This window comes from Pseudomonas sp. RIT409 (assembly GCF_003052515.2).
Lineage (GTDB): Bacteria > Pseudomonadota > Gammaproteobacteria > Pseudomonadales > Pseudomonadaceae > Aquipseudomonas.
Map to the genome: position 1 here is coordinate 241,061 of NZ_QARE02000007.1, position 20,931 is coordinate 261,991.

At 59.7% G+C, this 20,931-nt stretch carries 19 protein-coding genes; 6 read left to right on the top strand and 13 right to left on the bottom strand.

The genetic code is table 11. The features are described 5' to 3' along the window. Positions 1-79: 79 nt before the first annotated feature. The gene (gene purU, locus DBP26_RS11775) at positions 80-937 is read left to right on the top strand and encodes a formyltetrahydrofolate deformylase (protein WP_108237752.1); all 858 of its coding nucleotides are present in this window, start codon (positions 80-82) and stop codon (positions 935-937) included. A gap of 245 nt (positions 938-1,182) precedes the next feature. Then, positions 1,183-2,382 carry a formaldehyde dehydrogenase, glutathione-independent gene (gene fdhA / locus DBP26_RS11780; RefSeq protein ID WP_108237753.1) on the top strand — a complete coding sequence of 400 codons (1,200 nt, stop codon included), beginning with the start codon at positions 1,183-1,185 and terminating at the stop codon, positions 2,380-2,382. A gap of 49 nt (positions 2,383-2,431) precedes the next feature. Here the strand turns inward: fdhA and DBP26_RS11785 are convergent, their stop codons facing one another. Beyond that, positions 2,432-2,770, bottom strand: a complete 339-nt coding sequence (locus DBP26_RS11785; protein WP_256601222.1) for a hypothetical protein — start codon at positions 2,768-2,770, stop codon at positions 2,432-2,434. Between the two features lie 320 nt (positions 2,771-3,090). Between DBP26_RS11785 and DBP26_RS11790 the strand changes: the two genes are divergently transcribed. After that, a complete protein-coding gene (locus DBP26_RS11790) occupies positions 3,091-3,639 on the top strand; it encodes a DUF2780 domain-containing protein (protein ID WP_177411044.1) in 549 nt (182 codons plus the stop codon). Positions 3,640-3,761: 122 nt separating this feature from the next. Here DBP26_RS11790 and DBP26_RS11795 read toward each other — a convergent pair whose 3' ends face one another. Then, positions 3,762-4,655, bottom strand: a complete 894-nt coding sequence (locus DBP26_RS11795; protein ID WP_108237756.1) for an acyltransferase — start codon at positions 4,653-4,655, stop codon at positions 3,762-3,764. Positions 4,656-4,849: 194 nt separating this feature from the next. On the opposite strand from DBP26_RS11795, the gene DBP26_RS11800 reads away from it, so the two are divergent. Then, complete coding sequence (locus tag DBP26_RS11800) at positions 4,850-5,350, top strand: ATP-dependent zinc protease (protein ID WP_108237757.1); 501 nt, start codon at positions 4,850-4,852, stop codon at positions 5,348-5,350. A 15-nt stretch (positions 5,351-5,365) separates the two neighbouring features. Here DBP26_RS11800 and DBP26_RS11805 read toward each other — a convergent pair whose 3' ends face one another. The 8 genes from DBP26_RS11805 to DBP26_RS11840 form a co-directional block, all read right to left on the bottom strand. Further along, a complete protein-coding gene (locus DBP26_RS11805) occupies positions 5,366-5,995 on the bottom strand; it encodes a glutathione S-transferase (protein ID WP_108237758.1) in 630 nt (209 codons plus the stop codon). A gap of 143 nt (positions 5,996-6,138) precedes the next feature. Further along, positions 6,139-6,330 carry a hypothetical protein gene (locus DBP26_RS11810; protein ID WP_108237759.1) on the bottom strand — a complete coding sequence of 64 codons (192 nt, stop codon included), beginning with the start codon at positions 6,328-6,330 and terminating at the stop codon, positions 6,139-6,141. Continuing rightward, positions 6,327-7,460 carry a PepSY-associated TM helix domain-containing protein gene (locus DBP26_RS11815; protein ID WP_108237760.1) on the bottom strand — a complete coding sequence of 378 codons (1,134 nt, stop codon included), beginning with the start codon at positions 7,458-7,460 and terminating at the stop codon, positions 6,327-6,329. Before DBP26_RS11815 ends, DBP26_RS11810 begins: the two co-directional genes overlap by 4 nt. A gap of 82 nt (positions 7,461-7,542) precedes the next feature. Continuing rightward, positions 7,543-9,999, bottom strand: a complete 2,457-nt coding sequence (locus DBP26_RS11820; RefSeq protein ID WP_108237761.1) for a TonB-dependent siderophore receptor — start codon at positions 9,997-9,999, stop codon at positions 7,543-7,545. A gap of 247 nt (positions 10,000-10,246) precedes the next feature. After that, complete coding sequence (locus DBP26_RS11825; RefSeq protein ID WP_108237762.1) at positions 10,247-11,236, bottom strand: FecR family protein; 990 nt, start codon at positions 11,234-11,236, stop codon at positions 10,247-10,249. Then, positions 11,233-11,751: an RNA polymerase sigma factor gene (locus DBP26_RS11830; protein WP_108237763.1), complete on the bottom strand. Its 519-nt coding sequence runs from the start codon at positions 11,749-11,751 to the stop codon at positions 11,233-11,235. The genes DBP26_RS11825 and DBP26_RS11830 overlap by 4 nt, the downstream gene beginning before the upstream one ends. Positions 11,752-11,982: 231 nt before the next feature. Further along, positions 11,983-12,702, bottom strand: a complete 720-nt coding sequence (locus tag DBP26_RS11835) for a 3'-5' exonuclease (protein WP_108237764.1) — start codon at positions 12,700-12,702, stop codon at positions 11,983-11,985. 11 nt (positions 12,703-12,713) lie between these two features. Further along, positions 12,714-14,648 (bottom strand): putative nucleotidyltransferase substrate binding domain-containing protein, encoded by a 1,935-nt coding sequence (locus DBP26_RS11840; protein WP_108237765.1) that lies wholly within the window; start codon positions 14,646-14,648, stop codon positions 12,714-12,716. 225 nt (positions 14,649-14,873) lie between these two features. Here DBP26_RS11840 and DBP26_RS11845 point away from each other — a divergent pair, with 225 nt between their 5' ends. After that, positions 14,874-15,320 (top strand): response regulator, encoded by a 447-nt coding sequence (locus DBP26_RS11845; protein ID WP_108237766.1) that lies wholly within the window; start codon positions 14,874-14,876, stop codon positions 15,318-15,320. Between the two features lie 116 nt (positions 15,321-15,436). Here the strand turns inward: DBP26_RS11845 and DBP26_RS11850 are convergent, their stop codons facing one another. After that, positions 15,437-17,614 (bottom strand): malate synthase G, encoded by a 2,178-nt coding sequence (locus tag DBP26_RS11850; protein ID WP_108237767.1) that lies wholly within the window; start codon positions 17,612-17,614, stop codon positions 15,437-15,439. 481 nt (positions 17,615-18,095) lie between these two features. Here DBP26_RS11850 and DBP26_RS11855 point away from each other — a divergent pair, with 481 nt between their 5' ends. Next, positions 18,096-18,617 carry an ACT domain-containing protein gene (locus tag DBP26_RS11855; RefSeq protein ID WP_108237768.1) on the top strand — a complete coding sequence of 174 codons (522 nt, stop codon included), beginning with the start codon at positions 18,096-18,098 and terminating at the stop codon, positions 18,615-18,617. A gap of 237 nt (positions 18,618-18,854) precedes the next feature. Here the strand turns inward: DBP26_RS11855 and rarD are convergent, their stop codons facing one another. Next, positions 18,855-19,748 carry an EamA family transporter RarD gene (gene rarD / locus DBP26_RS11860; protein WP_108237769.1) on the bottom strand — a complete coding sequence of 298 codons (894 nt, stop codon included), beginning with the start codon at positions 19,746-19,748 and terminating at the stop codon, positions 18,855-18,857. 40 nt (positions 19,749-19,788) lie between these two features. After that, complete coding sequence (locus DBP26_RS11865) at positions 19,789-20,763, bottom strand: serine/threonine protein kinase (protein ID WP_108237770.1); 975 nt, start codon at positions 20,761-20,763, stop codon at positions 19,789-19,791. Positions 20,764-20,931 lie beyond the last annotated feature (168 nt).

Genomic DNA, 20,931 nt, shown 5'->3' on the forward strand with positions numbered 1-20,931 from the left:
TCTCATGTGATGGACGCGGAGCGTCCTGAACCGCATTCCCACGCAGAGCGTGGGAACGATCCGCGATTGAGGAGAAAGTATGAGCCGCGCCCCCGATACCTGGATTCTGACCGCCGACTGCCCCAGTGTGCTGGGCACGGTGGATGCGGTGACGCGCTTTCTGTTCGAGCAGGGTTGCTACGTCACCGAGCACCATTCGTTCGATGATCGGCTCTCCAGCCGCTTTTTCATTCGCGTCGAATTCCGTCAGCCGGACGGCCTCGATGAGGCGTCGTTCCGCTCGGGCTTGAGCGAGCGCGCCAATGCCTTTGGCATGAACTTCGAGCTGACGGCGCCGAATTATCGGCCCAAAGTGGTGATCATGGTCTCCAAGGCGGACCACTGCCTCAACGACCTGCTGTACCGCCAGCGCATCAACCAACTGTCGATGGACGTGGTCGCGGTGGTTTCCAACCATCCGGATCTGGAACCCTTGGCGCGCTGGCACGACATCCCCTATTACCACTTCCCGCTCGATCCGAACGACAAGCCGGCGCAGGAAGCCAAGGTCTGGCAGGTGATCGAGTCGTCTGGCGCTGAATTGGTGATCCTCGCCCGCTACATGCAGGTGCTCTCACCGGAGTTGTGCCGCAAGCTCGACGGTAAGGCCATCAATATTCACCACTCGCTGCTACCGGGCTTCAAAGGCGCCAAACCCTATCACCAGGCTTATAACAAGGGCGTGAAGCTGGTTGGCGCGACGGCGCATTACATCAACAACGACCTGGACGAAGGTCCGATCATCGCTCAGGGCGTCGAGGTGGTGGATCACAGTCATTACCCTGAAGACCTGATCGCCAAAGGTCGCGACATCGAATGTCTGACCCTGGCGCGAGCGGTGGGGTATCACATTGAGCGTCGGGTGTTTCTCAACGCCAATCGCACAGTGGTGCTGTAAACGACACATGATCGTTGACCGTTCCCACGCTCCGCATGGGAACGCATCCCGGGACGCTCTGCGTCCCACGGGAAGGACGCACAGCGTCCCGAGCGGCATTCCCACGCAGAGCGTAGGAATGATCAACAAACGATCAAAATCTAACGAAATACCCAGAGCAACCATTGCGTTGCGGCAACACCCAAGCAACGCATTTCTCCGCTACACAGCTGTATCCATAAAAACAATTCAGCGAGGTGAAAAGCATGTCTGGTAATCGTGGTGTGGTGTATCTCGGCGCAGGCAAGGTCGAAGTACAGAAGATCGACTATCCCAAAATGCAAGACCCGCGTGGGAAGAAGATCGAGCACGGTGTCATCCTGCGCGTGGTATCCACTAATATCTGCGGCTCGGACCAGCACATGGTTCGCGGTCGTACCACTGCTCAAGTCGGCCTGGTGCTGGGCCATGAGATCACTGGCGAAGTGGTCGAGAAGGGCAGCGACGTCGAAAACCTGAAAATCGGTGATCTGGTGTCCGTGCCGTTCAACGTGGCGTGCGGCCGCTGTCGGTCTTGCAAGGAACAACACACTGGCGTCTGCCTGACCGTCAATCCGGCCCGTGCCGGTGGCGCTTATGGTTACGTCGACATGGGCGACTGGACCGGTGGCCAGGCCGAGTACGTGCTGGTGCCTTACGCCGACTTCAACCTCCTCAAACTGCCAAATCGTGACAAGGCCATGGAAAAGATCCGTGACCTGACCTGCCTGTCCGACATTCTGCCCACCGGTTACCACGGTGCGGTGACGGCTGGCGTCGGCCCCGGTAGCACTGTTTATGTGGCCGGTGCTGGCCCGGTCGGTCTGGCCGCGGCGGCGTCGGCTCGCCTGCTGGGTGCTGCCGTCGTCATCGTGGGTGACCTCAACCCGGCGCGTCTGGCTCACGCCAAGGCACAGGGTTTTGAAGTGGTCGACTTGTCGAAGGACACGCCATTGCATGAGCAGATCGTCGAAATCCTGGGCGAGCCCGAAGTGGATTGCGCTGTCGATGCGGTGGGTTTTGAAGCCCGTGGCCATGGTCATGAAGGTGCCAAGCATGAGGCCCCGGCCACCGTGCTCAACTCGCTGATGCAGGTGACCCGAGTGGCCGGCAAGATCGGTATTCCTGGGCTGTATGTGACCGAGGATCCAGGCGCCGTGGACGCTGCGGCCAAGGTCGGTGCGCTGAGCGTGCGCTTTGGCCTGGGCTGGGCGAAATCCCACAGCTTCCACACCGGCCAGACCCCGGTCATGAAATACAACCGCGCCTTGATGCAAGCCATCATGTGGGACCGCATCAATATCGCCGAAGTGGTGGGCGTACAGGTCATCAGCCTGGACGATGCACCACGCGGTTACGGCGAGTTCGATGCAGGCGTGCCAAAAAAATTCGTGATCGACCCGCACAAGATGTTCAGCGCGGCGTAAACCATTTGTCTGTCATAAAAAAGGCGACCTGTGAGTCGCCTTTTTTCATTTATTTTGCCAGCGTCATCTTCAGGTAAGGCGTGGACTTTTCGCCATTCTGCTCAATCGTCTTACCGCCATAGCTGCAAATGGTTTTTGCAGGTTGTTCCTCCACGGACAGAGGTTTCAACTCGTATTTTGGCTCCAGAAACGTATCGCTGGTGGCCATCGTTTCACCTTCCCACTTTTTACCGCCAGAGGCGGGCGCCTCATATTTGAAGCCTTCGTTGTAAGGCGCCGGCGTGTCGGGGGATGTGAAGGCAGAAGCCTTTATGTCTGAAGTTTTTGGGCAGACAGAAACATCTGCGTAGGAGTAGCTGACGATGCACAAGCTCGTCAGCACGATCATGAGTCCGTTTCGCATAATGAGTTTTCCTTGGGGTCATTGAAGTAGTCATTCTGCGAAGGTCGTTTATTTCCGCATACTGTCAGAAATGACAGTTTTGCTATCGATTGGAAGTAACCACGAGATTGCTTATTGCGCAACGTGGACCAAGCACTTGGTTGCTCGATACTCGGTGACTGGCGCTGTCGCGCGCGACCCATGCCAGTCGCGTGACTGTTTGAACTTCCTTCCGGGTCATGGTCCAACGCGTGTTTATCCGGCCATGCCATTCTTCTCGGTGGCAGGGTTTCCTGGAAAGTGAGGTGAATGCAATGAAGGTTTCGATGAGAGTCGCGCGCGGTGTCTCGCTGGCGGCATTGATGGCGCTGGCGACCAGCCCGGTATTCGCTTTCAATCTGAATGACGCGGCCAATGCCGTTTCCAATGCCACCGGTGGTCAGCAGAAAGCCACGGCCGCACCGGAAGCCGCTGGCCTGCTCAACGCACTGGGTAGCCAATTGAACGTGACGCCGCAACAGGCGGTGGGTGGCACCGGCGCACTCCTGGGGCTGGCCAAGAACAAGCTTTCCAGCAATGACTTCTCACAGCTGAGTCAATCGGTACCCGGGCTTGATCAGCTGTCCGGCACCTCCGCCCTCGGCAGCTTGGGAGGGCTGAGTGGCATGCTCGGCAACGCGGGAAGCCAATCGGCGGTCAACAATGCGCTGGGCAACGTGCAGAGCATGGGCGACGTGAACAAGGCGTTCAGCGCGTTGGGCATGGACAGTGGGATGGTCAGCCAGTTTGTCCCGGTGATCCTGCAGTACCTCGGGCAGCAAGGTGCCAGTGGATCGGCCCTGTCGGCGCTGAGTGGAGTCTGGGGCGCGAAATAACTACGAAGCCATTGGCAACCCTGCCGGGCAAGCTTTCCGGTGACATCTCAGGCCCGTCGACGAAGACCTCGGCGGCTCTGAGATAGCCGCGCACAGGCCCCCTTTGGAGGCCTTGCACCGCTTCAGGAGCGCGAGCCGTCTTCCCGCAGCGCCGCGATGCGCTCATCCTTCTCGATCCACAGCTGGTTGACCCATTCCTGCACATACTCACGAAATACCGGATCGTTCTCATAGTCGCCTTGCCATAACGCGGGTTCGAGTACGCGGGTCTCGATGTCGACGATCACCCGGGGCACCTGGCCGGAGATCAACTCCCAGAAGCCTGGGATGTGTGGCTGCGGGTACACCACGGTCACGTCCAGGATGGCATCCAGTTGTTCACCCATGGCAGCCAGCACGAAGGCGACGCCACCGGCCTTGGGCTTGAGTAGGTAGCGATAGGGCGATTTCTGCTCGGCATGCTTCGCGGGCGTGAAACGGGTGCCTTCGAGGTAGTTCACCACGGTCACGGGTTGGCGTTTGTACAGTTCGCAGGCCTGGCGGGTGATTTCCAGATCCTGCCCTTTGAGCTCCGGGTGTTTGGCCAGGAAGGCCTTGCTGTAGCGCTTCATGAACGGGTAATCCAGGGCCCACCACGCCAGCCCCAGAAACGGCACCCAGATCAGCTCTTTTTTGAGAAAGAATTTGAAGAACGGCGTGCGGCGGTTGAGCGCCTGCACCAATGCCGGGATATCCACCCACGACTGGTGGTTACTGATGACCAGATAAGAGGTGTCGCCGCGCAGATTTTCATCGCCCCTGATCTCCCAGCGTGTCGGAATGCACAGCCTGAAAATCAGCTTGTTGATCTCGATCCAGGTCTCGGCGATCCACATGACCGCCCATGAGCAGCGATCGCGCATTTCACTCTGAAACACCAGTTTGAGCAGCGCGAAGACCATCAGAGGTCCGAACAACACCAACGTGTTGAGCAGCAGCAACAAGGTAACGGCAATTCCGGTGAGCAAATAACGCATACATCACTCAAGGTCGGGAGTGGGGCGGCAATGATAAGCAGCCTGAGCATCTGAGCCAAATCCGACTGTCGCCGACAAATGTTTCACTTGATTACCTGTAGGGTCACGATGTTTGTTTGTAAGCGAACCCTACGCAAAGTTGCGGTCTAAAATCGGGCTCATGCAACGTCCCACCATCGAGAGGAAATGGTTACGTGAAATCCCTTCTGGCGCTTCTGTCTTTGCTGGTGTTGCCCGTCATGGCCGCTGAGCCCACGATTTATGGCCGTTACGAATACATCCAGGTTTCTGAGCTGGGTGAAACCTTCAAGGCGAAGATGGACACCGGCGCACTCACCGCCTCGCTGTCGGCCAAGGACATCGAAATGTTCAAGCGTGATGGCGATGACTGGGTGCGCTTCCGTCTCGCCACCAAAGATGCCGACAACAAGGTCTATGAACACAAGGTGTCGCGCATCAGCCGCATCAAAGGGCGGTCGGATGGCGAAGATGAAGACGAGCCGGTCGACCCGACCAAGCGTCCAGTCGTGGACTTGGAGCTGTGCCTGGGTGACGTCAAGCGCACCGTCGAAGTCAACCTGGTGGACCGTAGCCACTTCAACTACCCGCTGCTGATCGGCGCCAAGGCCCTGCGCGAGTTTGGCGCAGCGGTGAACCCGGCGCGCCGGTATACCGCCGACAAGCCAGAGTGCTGACGACACCGCAGACCGTTACGCGGGCGGCATCGTCTCCTTCATCGAGGGCCGCTCACTGATCTCGTAAAACCAGTTGGCCAGCCGTGGGAAGCTGCTGCGCCAACCCAGGTCCGGCTGGCGGAAATCGAGATAGCCCAGGGCGGCGGCGAGGCTGATCGCTGCGATGTCGAAGTTCGAACTCAACTCGGTCACCGCTTCGGTTTCGAAATAGGACAGCGAGCGAAAGATTTTTTCCCCTTGGCTGTCCTGCCAGTCGGTCCAGCGCTTCGCTTCGGGGCGCAGATAGGTTTCATAGCGAATCAACACCGCCGCGTCGAGAATGGCATCCGCCAGCGAGGCCAGTGTCAGGCGTCTCCAGCGCGCGAATCCATCCCGCGGTATCAGCGGATTGCCGACATGCTGGTGATCCAGATAATCGAGAATGACCCGACTGTCGTGAATCACATTGTCATCCGCCAGACGCAGGGCTGGGATCTTGCCGCAGGGATTGTCGTGACAGACTTGCGCGTCGGGGCTGACCGGCGTGACGGTGACTGGTTTGAGGCTGACCCGATCTGTCTGGCCGGTTTCGTGAAGCAGAAGCATTACTTTGCGTGCGAAAGGCGAAGCGGCGCTGTAGTACAGCGTCATGCTGGGGGCAGACATTGACATTCCTCTTTTCAAACTGGCCACCAAACGAGTCATCGGCTCGGCGTCCTTCACTGTGTCGGCATGGCGTGTGGATGGATGAGCCCGATTCGCACGCCATTTTTCACAAGGCAGCCACCCTTGTGCCGATCCGGTGCGGATCAGGCCCGGCGCCGAACCAATAGCCCCTTCAGACTCAACCACGCCGGAATGCCCATGCCGAGCCACGACAGCACATCCCAGGCGCCATCGCCCAACAATGCGGCGAAAAGGCCGGTGGCAGTCAGCAGCGCGATCCAGATCGGGTTGCCGAAGGTTTTCCAGAAGGCGGGGTGTTTCTTGTGTCGAGTCATGCCGCCTCCACCGCCTGAGGGACATTCGCGCCCGCCGCTGCACGGCGACGTACCCACCACAGATAAAGACCGCTGCCGAGCACGATGATGGTCAGTACGTCGAGCAGGCCCCACAGTATCTTCATGGGCATTCCACCGTAATCGCCGAAGTGCAAGGGCTGCGACAACAGCAAGGCATCCATGTACCACGGGCTGCTGACGATCGCGGTGACGCTCAGGTCCTTCGCATCGATCAATACCGGGGTCAGCAGATGCGACGTCAGGTGGGTGCTGCCCTTCATGAACACCGCATAGTGGTGCTCGCTGGAAAACCGCGAGCCGGGAAACGCAATGAACGACGGTTCACTGCCGGGCACGGCAGTTCTGGCGATGTCCAGCAGGCGGGTGGCCGGGGCGCGTTCGGTCAGTGGCGGAGCATCGTGGTAAGGCGCGACCATCGCCGCGAGCGCATCATTGCGCCATTGGGCGATGACCAAATCGGCGCAGGCGTTGAGCACGCCGGTCAACCCCACGACAAAGGCCCAGGTGAGCGTCACGACGCCGATCAGGTTGTGCAGGTCGAGCCAGCGCACGCGCGTCGATTTGTTCGGGCGCACGGTGGCGAAATCCAGCCGTCTCATGAAGGGGGCGTATAGCACCACTCCGGAAACAATCGCTAATACAAACAGCAAACCCATGAACGCCAACAGCAGCTTTCCGGGCAACCCGGCGTACATATCGACATGCAAACGCAGCATCACCATCATGAAGCCGCCGTTGGCCGAGGGCGTTTCGACCGCTTCCCCAGTACGCGAATCCAGCATGAACGTGTGGGTATCGTTGGGATCGCCGCCCGCCGTTTTGCCCATGAAGGCGTACATGCCGTTGGGTTCGTCTTCATCCCAGCCGAAGTACTGGACGACCTCGCCGGGACGATGGGCTTCAGCGGATTTCACCAATCGCTGAAGGTCCATGCGCGGGGTATCGGCCGGCATTTCCTTGATTTGCGGGGCATCACCCAGCAAATGGTCGATCTCGTGATGGAACACCAGCGGCAGACCGGTGATCGCCAGCATCAGCAGAAACAGCGTGCAGATCAGGCTGCTCCACGTGTGAATGAACGACCAGCGGCGGATGGTTTGGCTCTTCATGGTGCGGGTACCCGGTTGAGCGAAAGCAAAAAGGGCCGCTGTAGCGAGCGGCCCTTGTTTTCAGCAATGGGATTCTAAGCGATTACCATTTGTAGTTCACGCTGGCGAGTACATTGCGGCGGTCGCCGGCATAGCAGTAGAAACCGTCACAGGTGGATAGGTATTCCTTGTCGAACACGTTATTGGCATTGACCGCCACGCTCAGGCCTTTGAGCGAAGTGTTCATGCGTCCCAGGTCGTAATGAACGGCAGCGTCGTAAACCGTATAGGACGAGCTGTGCCCGTCGTCGGTGTCTCGCACGAAGTCCAGGCTTCCGATCGCGATGTTGTCGGTTTCGCCGATGTAGCGTGCGCCGAAGCCCAGTCCGAAGCCATCCAGCAGCCCGGTATGAAAGGTGTAGTCAGCCCATACCGAGGCAGCGTTTTCCGGGGCGAGCGGCAGTGGACGGTTCTTGTCACGCGGGTCAGTGACCTTGGTCATTTTGCTGTTGGCGTAGGTGTAGGACGCTGTGAGCTTGAGCTCGTCAGTGACGTTACCGACCGCTTCCAGTTCGAAACCGCGCACTTTTGCTTCACCCAACGGGCGGGACGTGCCGAAGGTGTCGCTGAGCACGATGTCACGGCGGGTCAGGTCATACGCGGCGGCCGTGAACAGCATGTCGGTGCCTGGCGGCTGATACTTGATGCCTGCTTCATATTGCTTGCCGGTTCCCGGCTTGAAGGCGCTGCTCTGGCCGGTCTGGGCGTTGGCCGCGCCACCTTGCTCGGCCTGGAACGACTCTGCGTAGGAGATATACGGGGTGAAGCCTGAGTCGAAGACGTAGCTCAGAGCCGCGTTGCCGGTGAAGGCACTGTCGGTGCGATCGTCGCGGTCATCGGCCAGGTTGTAGAACTTGGTTTTGGTCTTGAGCAGGTCCTGGCGACCGCCCAGCGTCAGGCGCCAATTGTCGAGCGCCATTTGATCCTGGACGTAGGCGCCGAAATCATCGGTTTTCTGGTTGTAGTTCTGAAATGCGAAATAGGAGACGTTGCTGAAGTCGAGACCATAAGGGTGGGTGATGATGTTGCCATCGGGCGCCGATCCGAACAGCCATTTGTAATTGTGGTTGATGCGCTGGTAATCGGCGCCCAGCAGCAACGTGTGCTTGATGACGCCAGTGTCGAAGTTGGCTTCGAAGTTGTTGTCCAGCGCGAACTGACTGATGTCCTCGTTGACCACGTTGGCACCGCGGCTCAAGGTGCCATCGTCCTGGACGGCAAACGCACTGCCTCCCGAGGTGATGGTCTGGAACGACAGATCGCTCTTGGTGTAGCGCAGGTTTTGGCGGAATTGCCACACGTCATTGAGGCGGTGTTCGAACGCATAGCCCAGCGAATAATAGGTCCGGTCGTAGAACTCCCAGTCCGGATCACCGAGGTTCTCGTGGCTGCCGACCTTGCCCGCGGGCGTGGAAAGACGCGTGCCTTGCAGAGGCAGGAATTGACTGGTCGCACCGGTATCGTCCCGGGTGAACATGCTCAGGAACGTGAGCTTGGTGTCTGGATCGATGTTCCAGGTCAGGCTGGGCGCGATGTTGTAACGCTTGTCGTCGATATGGTCGACGCTGGTGCCGCTGTCGCGGACGACGCCACTGACACGGTATTCGAACGTGTCGGCATCGTCGATCTTGCCCGTGCTGTCGAAACTGATTTGCTTGCGGTTATAACTGCCCACCTGAGCCTGGACCTCATGGCTGGCTTCGGCCTGCGGACGACGACTGACCATGTCCACCAGGCCGCCAGGCGGCGTCTGGCCATACACCGAAGACGCCGGTCCGCGCAGCACGGCTACCCGCTCCAAGTCCCAGGTTTCCATTTTCGGCATTGCGTAAGCGCCTTTCGGCAATGGCAGGCCATCGAGAAACTGGGTCGGCTCGAAGCCGCGAATCTTCAGCCACTCGGCCCGCGTGTCGCTGCCGTAGCTGCTGGCCACCACGCCCGGCATGTAACGCACCGCGTCATCGAGATTCTGAACGGCGCGGTCCTGCATTTGCTGACGGGTCGCGACCGAGATCGAGCGGGGCGCCTCGGCCAGTGCAGTGTCAGTCTTGGTACCGGCTGCGGTGCGAGTGGCGGCATAGCCCTCGGCAGGCCCCCATGCGCTTTCAAGACCATCCTGACGGCCCTGAATGCTGGTCTCCGGCAACGCCATCACACCTTCCGGCGCGGCGACGAGGCTGTAGGTGCCGGCCGTGGTCTGACTCAGTTGCAAGCCGGTGCCGCGCAAGGCCTGAGCCATCGCACCCGGTGCGTCGAACTGACCCTGGACAGGCGCCGAGGTGCGACCGGCCGCCAAGGCGGGGTCCAGCGAAAGGGCCACACCGGCCTGGCTGGCGATCTGGGTCAGCGTGGTCGACAGCGCGGCGGCAGGCAGGTTGTAGGCACGAACGCTCGATGCCTGCGAGGCCGCCAGCAATGGGTTGCTTGCCAGGGGCGAAGCGAGGGCGACAGCGACGGCCAGCAGGCTCGGGCGCAGATAGGTTTGAAGCGTGCGAGACATGGGCGGCTCCTGAGTGGAAGGGTTCTCAATGCCTATGTGCCGAACGAAAAGGACAAAGTGATAGAGCCGAATCGAAAATAATTTAGATTTACATTTTGACGTATTTTTTGACCGCCGCTGACAGGGCGGGGGTGGATTGGGCGATCGGTTGCATGACGGTTCCATCGCAGGCGCGTGTGAGGTCAGGTCTGTCGCTTGAGCACAGATTGCTGCCGCTTTGCGCGCGAGTTCGGCCTAGCGCTTGAATCTAGAGCTTGCGCGTTTCCCGGGTGTCGCTGGGGATCACGGTCACCCACCAGTGGGTCCGAGCTTCGATGGCCACAGGTAACGTGGGCGTCAACGCCTTGAGCGCCAGGTCAGTGTCGTTCAGTGGAAAGCTGCCCGTGATGCGTAGGTCCGCGACGCTGGGCGCCACGCTCAGGTAGCCGGGCCGGTAGCGGCTCAGCTCCGCGATAACGTCCTTGAGGGGGGCGTTATCCACCACCAACATCCCGCGCAGCCACGCATCGGCGCCAGGCTCCAGTGCTACCATCGGGCCCAGGCTGTGGCGCTGGATGAGCATCTGCTGGCCTTCGTGCAGGATCATTTCGTTACCGGTGGCGCGAGGATGCGCGGCCACGGCCGATTGCAGGACGCTCAGCAGTGTGCCGTCGTCCCGGCGCTTGACCAGAAATTTCGTTCCCAGGGCGCGCATCTGCCCTTCGTCTGTTTCGACGATGAACGGCCTGGGGTCGTTATGGCTGCCGGTCTCGACGAAAATTTCGCCTGCCTGAAGAATGATCCGACGCTGCTTGGCATCGAACTTCACGTCCAGCGCGCTGTGGGTGTTGAGTCGGATCAAGGTGTGGTCGGACAGCCGAATGGTACGTTGCTCGCCGGTGGCCGTTCGCTGGTCCGCCAGCCAGTAGTCGATCGGCACAAAACGCTCGCCCAGGACCAGGGTCAGCCCCAGGGCGATCGCGATACCGGCCACGCCGCGCCCCAGCTTGCGCATCTGCTGGCTGACACCTTCGCGCGAGCGGATCAAAGCTGACCGTGCGGGGCCGGTGGTGCTGGCGAAACGCTGGTCGAGCATCCCCAATTGTCTCCAGGCGCGGGCATGCTCGTCGCTGGCTGCATACCATTTGGCGAATTCCTCGCGGTCCGCTTCGCTGGCTTGTCCACCGTCCAGGCAGAGCTGCCAAGCGATTGCGGCGTCGAGCACTTTGGATGAGACGGGGCGGGTGCTGATGCTCATGTCGGTTCGCCGTACAGGGCGACATAGCACTGGCGCGTCCCCTGGGCCAGATACTGGCGCACGCGGGGAACGGAGACCCCGATCATTTGCGCGATTTCGGCGTGGCTCATGCCGTCCAGCCGACTGTACAGAAACGCGGCCCTTGCCTTGCTGGAAAGCTTGCCCAGTAAACGGTCGATGGTTTTAAGTTCTTCGAGGATCAATTGTTGCTGCTCCAGCGACGGTTGTTCCGCCTCGGGAATCAGCATCAGTTCGTTCAGGTAGGCCTGTTCCAGCGCCGCGCGACGGAAATGGTCGAACAGCAGTCCTTTGGCCACCTGCAACAGAAACGCCCGGGGTTCGCGGGGAGTGTCCAGGCGCTCCCTGCCAAGCAGGCGAGTGAAGGTGTCCTGACTCAGGTCTTCGGCGCGTTGCGGGCAAGCGACGTTTCGTCTCAGCCAAGCCAGCAACCAGCTGCGATGATCGCGATAGAGCGTTCCGACGAGCTGATGTTGAGGACTTTGGAATGACGACACAAGGGCACCGAAAAAAACAAAGTAACTAACGAGAATTATTCGCGATTGTGTCAGAGCGATTGAATGCTGGCAATTGGCGCTTATCGGAACGAGCCGAGCAATTGTTGTGGGAATTGGGAACGGATGCTGTCGGCTGAAGGTGCTTAGGAATGGTGCCCATCGCTTCCAGTCTAGCCAGGCTTGTTGCGCACGTGCCAAAGCGCCCCGGTCCGACGATGACGGCATTGCCCTTCAGAATGAATGCGACTGCTGTCTTCGACGCCATTTCGCCAGGCATTGCTCCAACTGTAAGGGGCTGTTTATTCCCTGCTTTCGCGCATGGCTGAAGAGGATCAGCGCCAGTTCGGCGGTCACCAGCGCGTCGGCACTGGCATGGTGACGCTCTTGGGCATGCAAACCAAAAAAAGCCGTCCAGTCATCCAGCCCCGCTTGACGCGCACAGGCCTGGGGACACAACAGCGGCGCCATGTCTGCCACGTCGAAGAATGGATGCTGCAGCTTGTAGCCAAGGCTTTCTTTCAGCGCCCGGCCCAGCATGTGCTGGTCGAAGGGCGCATGAAATGCCAGCAGCGGGCTGTCGCCGACGAATGCCATGAAGTCCAGCAGCGCCTCGACAGGCTCACTGCCTGCGGCGATCGCATCGGGCCCTAGACCGTGAATCAATACACTTGGGCTGAGTTTGTGATCGGCGCGCAGGAGCGTGCGCTCGAACTGCTGGCCCAGATCAATGGCACCGTCTTCGATCACCACGGCGCCAATGGACAGCACCTGGTCGCGGTTCATGTTCAGGCCGCTGGTTTCCAGATCCAGCACCACCCAGCGCTGGTCGCGCAGCGACGTGTCGCCGAGCGGCGCTGCTTGAGGCAACTCGCTGAGGCGCAGCAGGTGTTCGGCGAGCAACTCGGGTGCCGGGTTGTGCCTGGCGTGTTTGAACCACTGAAACAGCTTCATCGATCGGTCGCTTAAAGTTGATAACGCAAGGTCAAGCTGGATTGCAGACGCTGCGCCTGTCGAAACGATTCACGGAGGATGCGCCGATCCAGATGGTTCAACACATCCGGGTCGATCCGGTTCGAGTACGGCAGGTTTTGTCGGCCCTGTAGCTGGTGCTGCTGCATTCGGGTCTGCTGAATGAAGTGATACGCCTCTTCATAAGCGGCGCCATCCAGCGGATCGATGACGCCCTTCGCGACCAGTTGGCGCAGGCGTTCAAGGGTGTTGTTGGCGGGCACGCCATTGGCCAGCGCCAACAGCCGGGCGCCGTCGACGAACGGGGTCAGTCCCTGGGTCTTGAGGTCCAGCGTGTCTTTTTCGCTGCCTTTACGGGCTACCACGAAGTCTTTGAAACGCCCCACCGGCGGTCGCTGACGCAGGGCGTTGTCGGCCATCATGCGCTGAAACAGCTTGTTGTCTGCCACTTGGTCCAGAATGCTTTGGCGCAGTTGCTCGCCACCGCTCTCATCGCCCCAGACCACCCGCAAGTCAAAGTAGATGCTGGACGACAACAGGTTCTCCGGGGTCGCCTCACGAATGAAGCCGCTGAAGCGACGCGCCCACTCAATGCGTGACAGGCACAGCTCAGGGTTGCTGGCCATGATTCCGCCTTTACACAAAGCAAAGCCACACAGCGCGAGCGCTTGGGTAATGCGATCGGCGATTGGCAGCAGACGGCCGCGAATCTCGGCGGCATGGGCCGCGTCCCTGGCTTCGAAAAGAATGCCATTGTCTTGATCGGTGTACAGGGTCTGTTCGCGACGCCCTTCGCTGCCGAAGCACAGCCAACTGAACGGGATACCGGGGTCGCCTTTTTCCTCCAGTGTCAGCTCGATGACCCGACAGACCATGTGATCGTTGAGCAAGGTGATGATCTGGGTGATTTGGGTCGACGAAGCGCCGTGGGCCAGCATGCGATCCACCAACTGCACGATATCGCCGCGCAGGTTGCTCAGTGCATCGATACGCGGGGCGGTGCGAATGGTGCGTGCCAGGTGCACCAGGTCCACTCGCTGCAGGGAAAACAGGTCACGCTCGGAGACCACGCCGCACAGGCGGTTGTCTTTGACAAGGCAGACGTGGGCGATGTGCCGTTCCGTCATGGCGATGGCCGCATCGAACGCACTGGCATCCGGGCTCAGATGGAAAGGCGATTGAATCATGCTGCGGCTGATGGGGTCTGCGAAGTCGGCGTGGACGTCGGCCACCACCTGCCGTAAATCACGCAGGGTGAAGATGCCCAAGGGTGCCTTGGCTTGATCGACGATCACGATGCTGCCCACCTGTTGCTCGTCCATCAGTTTGACCGCGTCGCGCAGGGGCGTGTCCGCGGAGCAGGTCACGGGGTGTCGCATCGCCAGTTCACCCAGCCGCGTGTTCAGGGAATATTGCGTCCCCAGTGTTTCCACCGCCTTCTGCTTGACTTGCTGGTTCACCTGCTCCAGCAGACTGCTCACGCCGCGCAGCGCAAAGTCGCGGAAGCTACTGGAAAGCGCAAACAGCTTGATGAACGCCTGTTTGTTCAATTGCAGGCAGAACGTATCTTCACCTGCAAGGTGTTCGGTCCGGGTGGCGCGTTCGCCCAGCAGGGCGGCCAATGGAAAACATTCGCCGGTGGTGATTTCGAATGTGGTTTCAGTGCCGCCCTTGGCCGAGTGCGGGCGCTCTCCGACGACGCGACCTTGCTTGACGATGTAGAAGTGCTCTACTGGCCCATCGCCAGGCTTGATGATGCTCTCATCCGTAGCGTAGAAACGCAGCTGGCATTGTTCGACCAAGTAGGCGAGGTGGGCGTGCTCCATCTGGCTGAACGGCGGGAATTTTTGCAGGAATTGCATGGTCCCGTGAATGTTCTGCAGCACGGCTGTCTTGCCTGCCTGGGTGAAAGCGTCCGCTTTGCTCATGACCGATACCGCTTGTTTTTATGGCCCCATGGTCAACCGCTTATCGGGCAGTGCCCATTGGACGTAAGTCTTAGGCATCCAATCGACAGTGGAGTGCGATGTTCGCTTGGTGTAGAACCGCATCACGTAACGGCTGTGAAGGTCTGGTTGCAAGCCAGCAAAGGGATGCAGCGTATCGGTCTGATGACGCTGTCAGTATGAAGTCGACGGGAAGATGAGACGGGTATGTTCGATCACGACATTTTGAGTGATGAAGAGCGCGATGCCCTCAATGAGGTCATGCTGGCGCCTCCATCGCAATCGCCACAACGGGTGCTGATCGTCGATGACGATAAGGATGCCCGGGAAATTCTGGCCGAGATTCTCAGCCTCAATGACATCAGTTGCATCACGGCGGCGGGCGGGACCAGCGCCATGCATTTGCTGCAGACCCGACCTTCCATAGCGCTGTTGATCACTGACCTGCGGATGGCCCCTTGCGACGGTCTGGACCTGATTCGCCAGGTCAGGGATTCGGAGCGCGCTGCGATGCCGATCATTATCGTGTCGGGCGACGCTCACTTGCGCGATGCCATCGACGCAATGCACCTCAGCGTGGTGGATTTTCTGCTCAAGCCGATCAACACCAAGCAGTTGCTGCAGGTGGTGAAACGCGAGTTGGGGATGGCATGACGGCAAGTGTCGATCCGTAGTCCAGTCTCTCGCGTGATGGCCGAAGGCACGCAGTCGGTCCTGGCCGATAAAAAAGAGGGTGTGCCTGGCAGACACACCGTCTTCGTTTCCCCGGCTCAGCGAGCGTTTTTGGCCTTGAACTCGCGGCGGCGGCGATGCAGCACCGGCTCGGTGTAGCCGTTCGGTTGTTTCGTGCCTTCGATCACCAATTCGACCGCCGCCTGGAAGGCGATATTGCTGTCGAAGTCCGGTGCGAGCGGGCGGTATAGCGCGTCATGGGCGTTTTGTCGGTCAACAATCGGCGCCATGCGCTTGAGGCTATCCATCACCTGGCGCTCGCTGACCACGCCGTGGCGCAACCAGTTGGCGATGAGCTGGCTGGAGATCCGCAACGTTGCACGGTCTTCCATCAGGCCGACATCATTGATGTCCGGCACCTTCGAGCATCCCACGCCTTGATCGATCCAGCGCACCACGTACCCCAAGATGCCCTGCGCGTTGTTGTCCAATTCGTTCTGGATTTCTTCAGGTGTCCAGTCGGTATTCGGGGCCAGCGGGATGGTCAGGATATCGTCCACCGATGCCGGTGCGCGCTGCGCCAGTTCAGCCTGACGGGCAAACACATCGACCTTGTGATAGTGCAAGGCGTGCAGCGCCGCGGCGGTCGGTGATGGCACCCAGGCGGTATTGGCCCCGGCCAAGGGGTGAGCGATTTTCTGCTCGAGCATGGCGGCCATCAGGTCTGGCATGGCCCACATGCCTTTGCCGATCTGCGCACGCCCTGGCAGGCCGCATTTGAGGCCGATATCGACGTTGGAATTCTCGTAAGCGCCAATCCACTTTTCGGCCTTCATCTGCGCCTTGCGCACGACCGGGCCTGCTTCCATAGAGGTGTGGATCTCGTCACCGGTGCGATCCAGAAAACCGGTATTGATGAACACGACGCGCTCGCTTGCGGCCTTGATGCAGGCTTTCAGATTGACCGTCGTCCGTCGTTCTTCATCCATGATTCCGACCTTCAGCGTGTTGCGCGGCAGGCCCAGCACGTCTTCGACGCGACCAAACAGTTCGTGGGTGAACGCGACCTCTTCCGGACCATGCATCTTCGGTTTGACGATGTACACCGACCCCGTGCGGCTGTTGGCTCGGGAGGTATTGCCTTTGAGGTTGTGGATGGCGGCCAGGCTGGTCAGCAGACCGTCGAGAATGCCCTCAGGCACTTCATTACCTTGATTGTCGAGAATCGCGTCGATGGTCATCAGATGCCCGACATTGCGCACGAACAGCAGCGAACGTCCATGCAGCGTCACAGGCTCGCCTTTTGGCGAGGTGTAGACCCGATCCGGATGCATGGTGCGGGTGAACGTTGTACCGCCTTTGGCCACTTCTTCGGCCAGATCCCCCTTCATCAGGCCCAGCCAGTTGCGATAGACCACCACCTTATCCTCGGCGTCGACGGCGGCGATGGAGTCCTCGCAGTCCATGATCGTGGTCAGCGCCGCTTCCATTAGCACGTCTTTGACCCCTGCCGCGTCGGTCTGGCCGACTGGACTGCCAGCGTCGATCTGGATTTCGAAGTGCAGGCCATTGTGCTTCAGGAGCAGCGCAGTGGGGGCCGCGGCTTCCCCTTGAAAGCCGATGAGTTGCGTGTCATCACTCAGACCGGTGTTGCTGCCGTCCTGGAGGCCGACGATCAGCACCCCGTCGACGATCTTGTAGCCGGTGGAGTCGACGTGGGAACCGGTCGCCAAAGGGGCGGCTTCGTCGAGAAACGCCCGAGCGAACGCAATGACTTTATCGCCCCGAACCTTGTTGTAACCCTTGCCTTTTTCCGCGCCGCCTTCTTCGGAGATGGCGTCGGTGCCATACAGCGCATCGTACAGCGAGCCCCAACGGGCATTGGATGCGTTGAGGGCGAAGCGGGCGTTCATGACCGGGACCACCAGTTGCGGTCCGGCCATGGAGGCTATTTCTTCGTCGACGTTTTGCGTCGTGATCTGGAAGTCTGCCGCTTCCGGCAGCAAGTAGCCGATCTCCTGCAAAAAGGCCTTGTAGGCCTTGGCGTCGTGCGCTTTACCGGCATTGGCCTGGTGCCAGGCGTCGATGCGCGCCTGGAAGTCGTCACGTTTGGCGAGCAGGGCTTTGTTCTTCGGGGCCAACTCATGGATCAGCTTGTCGGCACCTGCCCAGAATGCAGTGGCGTCGATGCCGGTCCCGGGGATCGCCTCGTTGTTCACGAATTCCAGAAGGACTTTGGCGACCTTAAGGCCACCGACTTGAACGTGTTCAGTCATTGCTTGCCTCACTCTGCTCAGCTATGTGCGCTTCGAGCGCTCTCTTGTTAAAGCCATCGTGATCGCCGCTTACCCTTGCCAGAACATGCCCTGTCAGGCGGCTGGGCCGAAGGGGTAACCTGAAATGAGGCGTGATCCACTTTGCGGAACAGGCTTTCAGGGGCGGCGATGCTAAGTCAGGCATTGTTTCTTCGTTGTGGTAGTGCTTATGTAGTGAACGCTGCCGGATACTACATGATGAGTTGCGTTGTGAAAATCAGACTAAATATGTCACCAAGCGACTGAATCTCTTCGCAGAGTCACATCAAGGTTACGGATGTTCTCAAGAAGAGGGTGAATTGTTCCATGGATTTGAAGAAATAGTACACAAAATGTTTCCTCAGGCCTCAATCGCGCATTGGGTGCGGTTGCCTATACTCGGTCGATCCCTGTGCAGGCTTCGTTAATCGGCTTGAACCCACAAGACCACCAGGAGTGGACCATGGACTATCTCATTGCGACTGTATTCGCCCCCGACAAACCTGGGGTGGTCGAGCGGATCGCCTCATGCATCGCAAATCACGGCGGCAATTGGCTGGAAAGCCGTATGAGCCATCTGGCGGGGCAGTTCGCCGGGATCGTGCGCATCGGGGCGCCCCTCGAGGGCCAACCTGCCTTGAAGGCGGCTTTGCAAGAACTGACGATCCACGGCATTCGCGTGCAATTCGCGGAATTGGGCAATGAGCCAGTGAATGCGTGGAAGCCGATCAGCATGGAGTTGGTGGGAAACGATCGGCCCGGAATCGTGCGTGACCTGTCTCGAGTGTTGTCCGAGCAGGGGGTTAACGTTGAAGAACTGGAGACGAGCGTGGAGCCGGCCCCGATGAGCAGCGAGCTGCTGTTTCGTGCCCACGCGTTGCTGGGCCTACCCGCGGGCCTTTCGCTGGAGACGTTACAGGAACGGCTTGAGACCTTGGCCGATGAGTTGATGGTGGAGCTGAACCTGGAGCACGACCCTCTTTAAGCCAGCCTCTCGATACCCATGAGGCACTTATTCAGTTTTTTGATGCGTCTGCCTGTGGATAACCTGCGGACACCCGTATGCGGCCCTTGCGCTGCAAGCCTTTGATGTGATTGATCAAAAAACAGGCAATTTCGTCGGCTTGTGCACAAATAGGTTGAACGAGGGTGTGGATAACCTGAGCAAACATCGCTGCAGGCCGCAAGCAGGCTGGCCTGTAGCGAAGCGGTTGTTTTTTGATCAGCGTTGCGCGCGTCGTCGGGTCGCCATGAGGGCGTCGGCACTGTAGACAATCAGCCCCGCCCAGATGAAGCAGAAGGTGACAACGGTGGTGGAGGGCAGTTGTTCGCCGAACACCAAGACCGCGAGTGACAAGACCAGCATCGGCGCGATGTACTGCAAAAAGCCCAGGGTGGCGTAGGGCAAATGCCGAGCAGCCGCGTTGAAACACACCAGCGGGACGAGCGTGACGGGACCTGCTGCGGCCAGCCAGATGGCTTCTGATGTCGTCCAGAATTCGGCCTGCGCGCTGTGCGCCATCGGGTTGAACAACAACCAGCCGATCGCAAGCGGCACCAGAATCCAAGTCTCAACCACTAAGCCCGGGAGCGCTGCCACCGGCGCTTTTTTGCGGATCAGACCGTAAAAACCGAAGCTGAGGGCCAGGGCCAGCGAAATCCAAGGCAGGCTGCCGACCTGCCAGACCTGCTGCAACACGCCGATCAGCGCGAACGTCACCGCCACCCATTGCAGCGGGCGGAGCCTCTCGCGCAGCAGCACCATGCCCAGCATCACGTTGATCAGCGGGTTAATGAAATACCCCAGACTGGCCTCGACCATGTGGTTGTTGTTCACCGCCCAGACGTAGATCAGCCAGTTGATGGCGATCAGCGAACCGCTGCCGGTGAGAATCGCCAGGCGTTGAGGGTTCTCCCGCAACTCACGCCACCAGCCGGGGTGTTTCCACACGAGCAGCAGCAGCGAGCCGAAGACGGCCGACCAGATGGCGCGGTTCACGATGATCTCAATGGCAGGCACGGCAGACAGCAGTTTGAAGTAGATCGGAAACAGCCCCCAGATGATGTAGGCGCTGAGGCCCAGAACGTACCCGCGACGCGGGTTGGCAGCTTGCATGGGTGGTCCTTCGGCAAGTGTTTTTGTGATGCGGTAGCGGTCAAAACAGCTTCAACGGTTCTTCGTTCAACGCCGCCAGTTGTTCTCGCAGCGCCAGCACCTGATCTCCCCAATAGCGTTCGGTACCGAACCAGGAAAAACTGTGGGGGAAAGCAGGGTCGTCCCAACGACGAGCAAGCCACGCGCTGTAGTGCAGCAGGCGCAATGCTCGCAGCGGTTCGATCAGCGCAAGTTCGCGCGGGTCGAAATCGTGGAATTCGTTGTAGCCGTCCATCAGTTCCGATAACTGGCTCAGACAATCCTGACGACTGCCGGCGAGCATCATCCAGATGTCCTGAACGGCAGGCCCCATGCGGCAGTCATCCAGATCGACGATATGGAAAATGTCATCGCGGGTCATCATGTTCCCGGGGTGACAATCGCCATGCATGCGGATGTTCTGATGCGGGATCGCGGCATAGGCGTCTTCGATACGCTTGAGCAAATCCTTGGCAACGGATTCGTAAGCAGGGAGCAAGCTGCGGGGGATCGCGTCATGTTCCAGCAGGTAGTTCAGTGAGTCCTGACCGAAGTTCTTCACGCCCAACGCTTCGCGGTGTGCGAACGGACGCGCAGCGCCTACCGCATGGATACGCCCCAACAACTGACCGAGGCGATAAAGCTGATCCAGATTGCCGGGCTCCGGTGCTCGACCGCCTCTTCGGGGGAAGAGCGTAAAGCGAAACCCAGCGTGTTCGAATAGCGTCTGGCCATTGTGGACAAGGGGCGCTACGACCGGGATTTCCACCTCGGCGAGCTCGGCGGTGAAGCTGTGCTCTTCGAGGATGGCCTCGGTGGTCCAGCGACCGGGACGGTAAAACTTGGCGATCAGTGGCTGGCCATCTTCGATGCCGACTTGATAGACGCGGTTCTCGTAGCTGTTGAGCGCCAGAATACGCGCGTCGCTGACGAAGCCGATGCTCTCGACCGCGTCCAGCACCAGATCCGGGGTAAGTGTTTCAAAGGGGTGGGCCATACTGACTCCTGCGCGCGGCAGGGGCCGCGTCGGGCCAGTGATGGTAACTCAGCCGTGGCTTGGCCGACACACCGCGTGACGGCCATTGCACGGCAGCCCCTGTTTAGAGGGCGCCTGACGCGTGCCGACGCTCTCCAGACGCTGAGGAGTGGCGTCGTGCATTCCGGT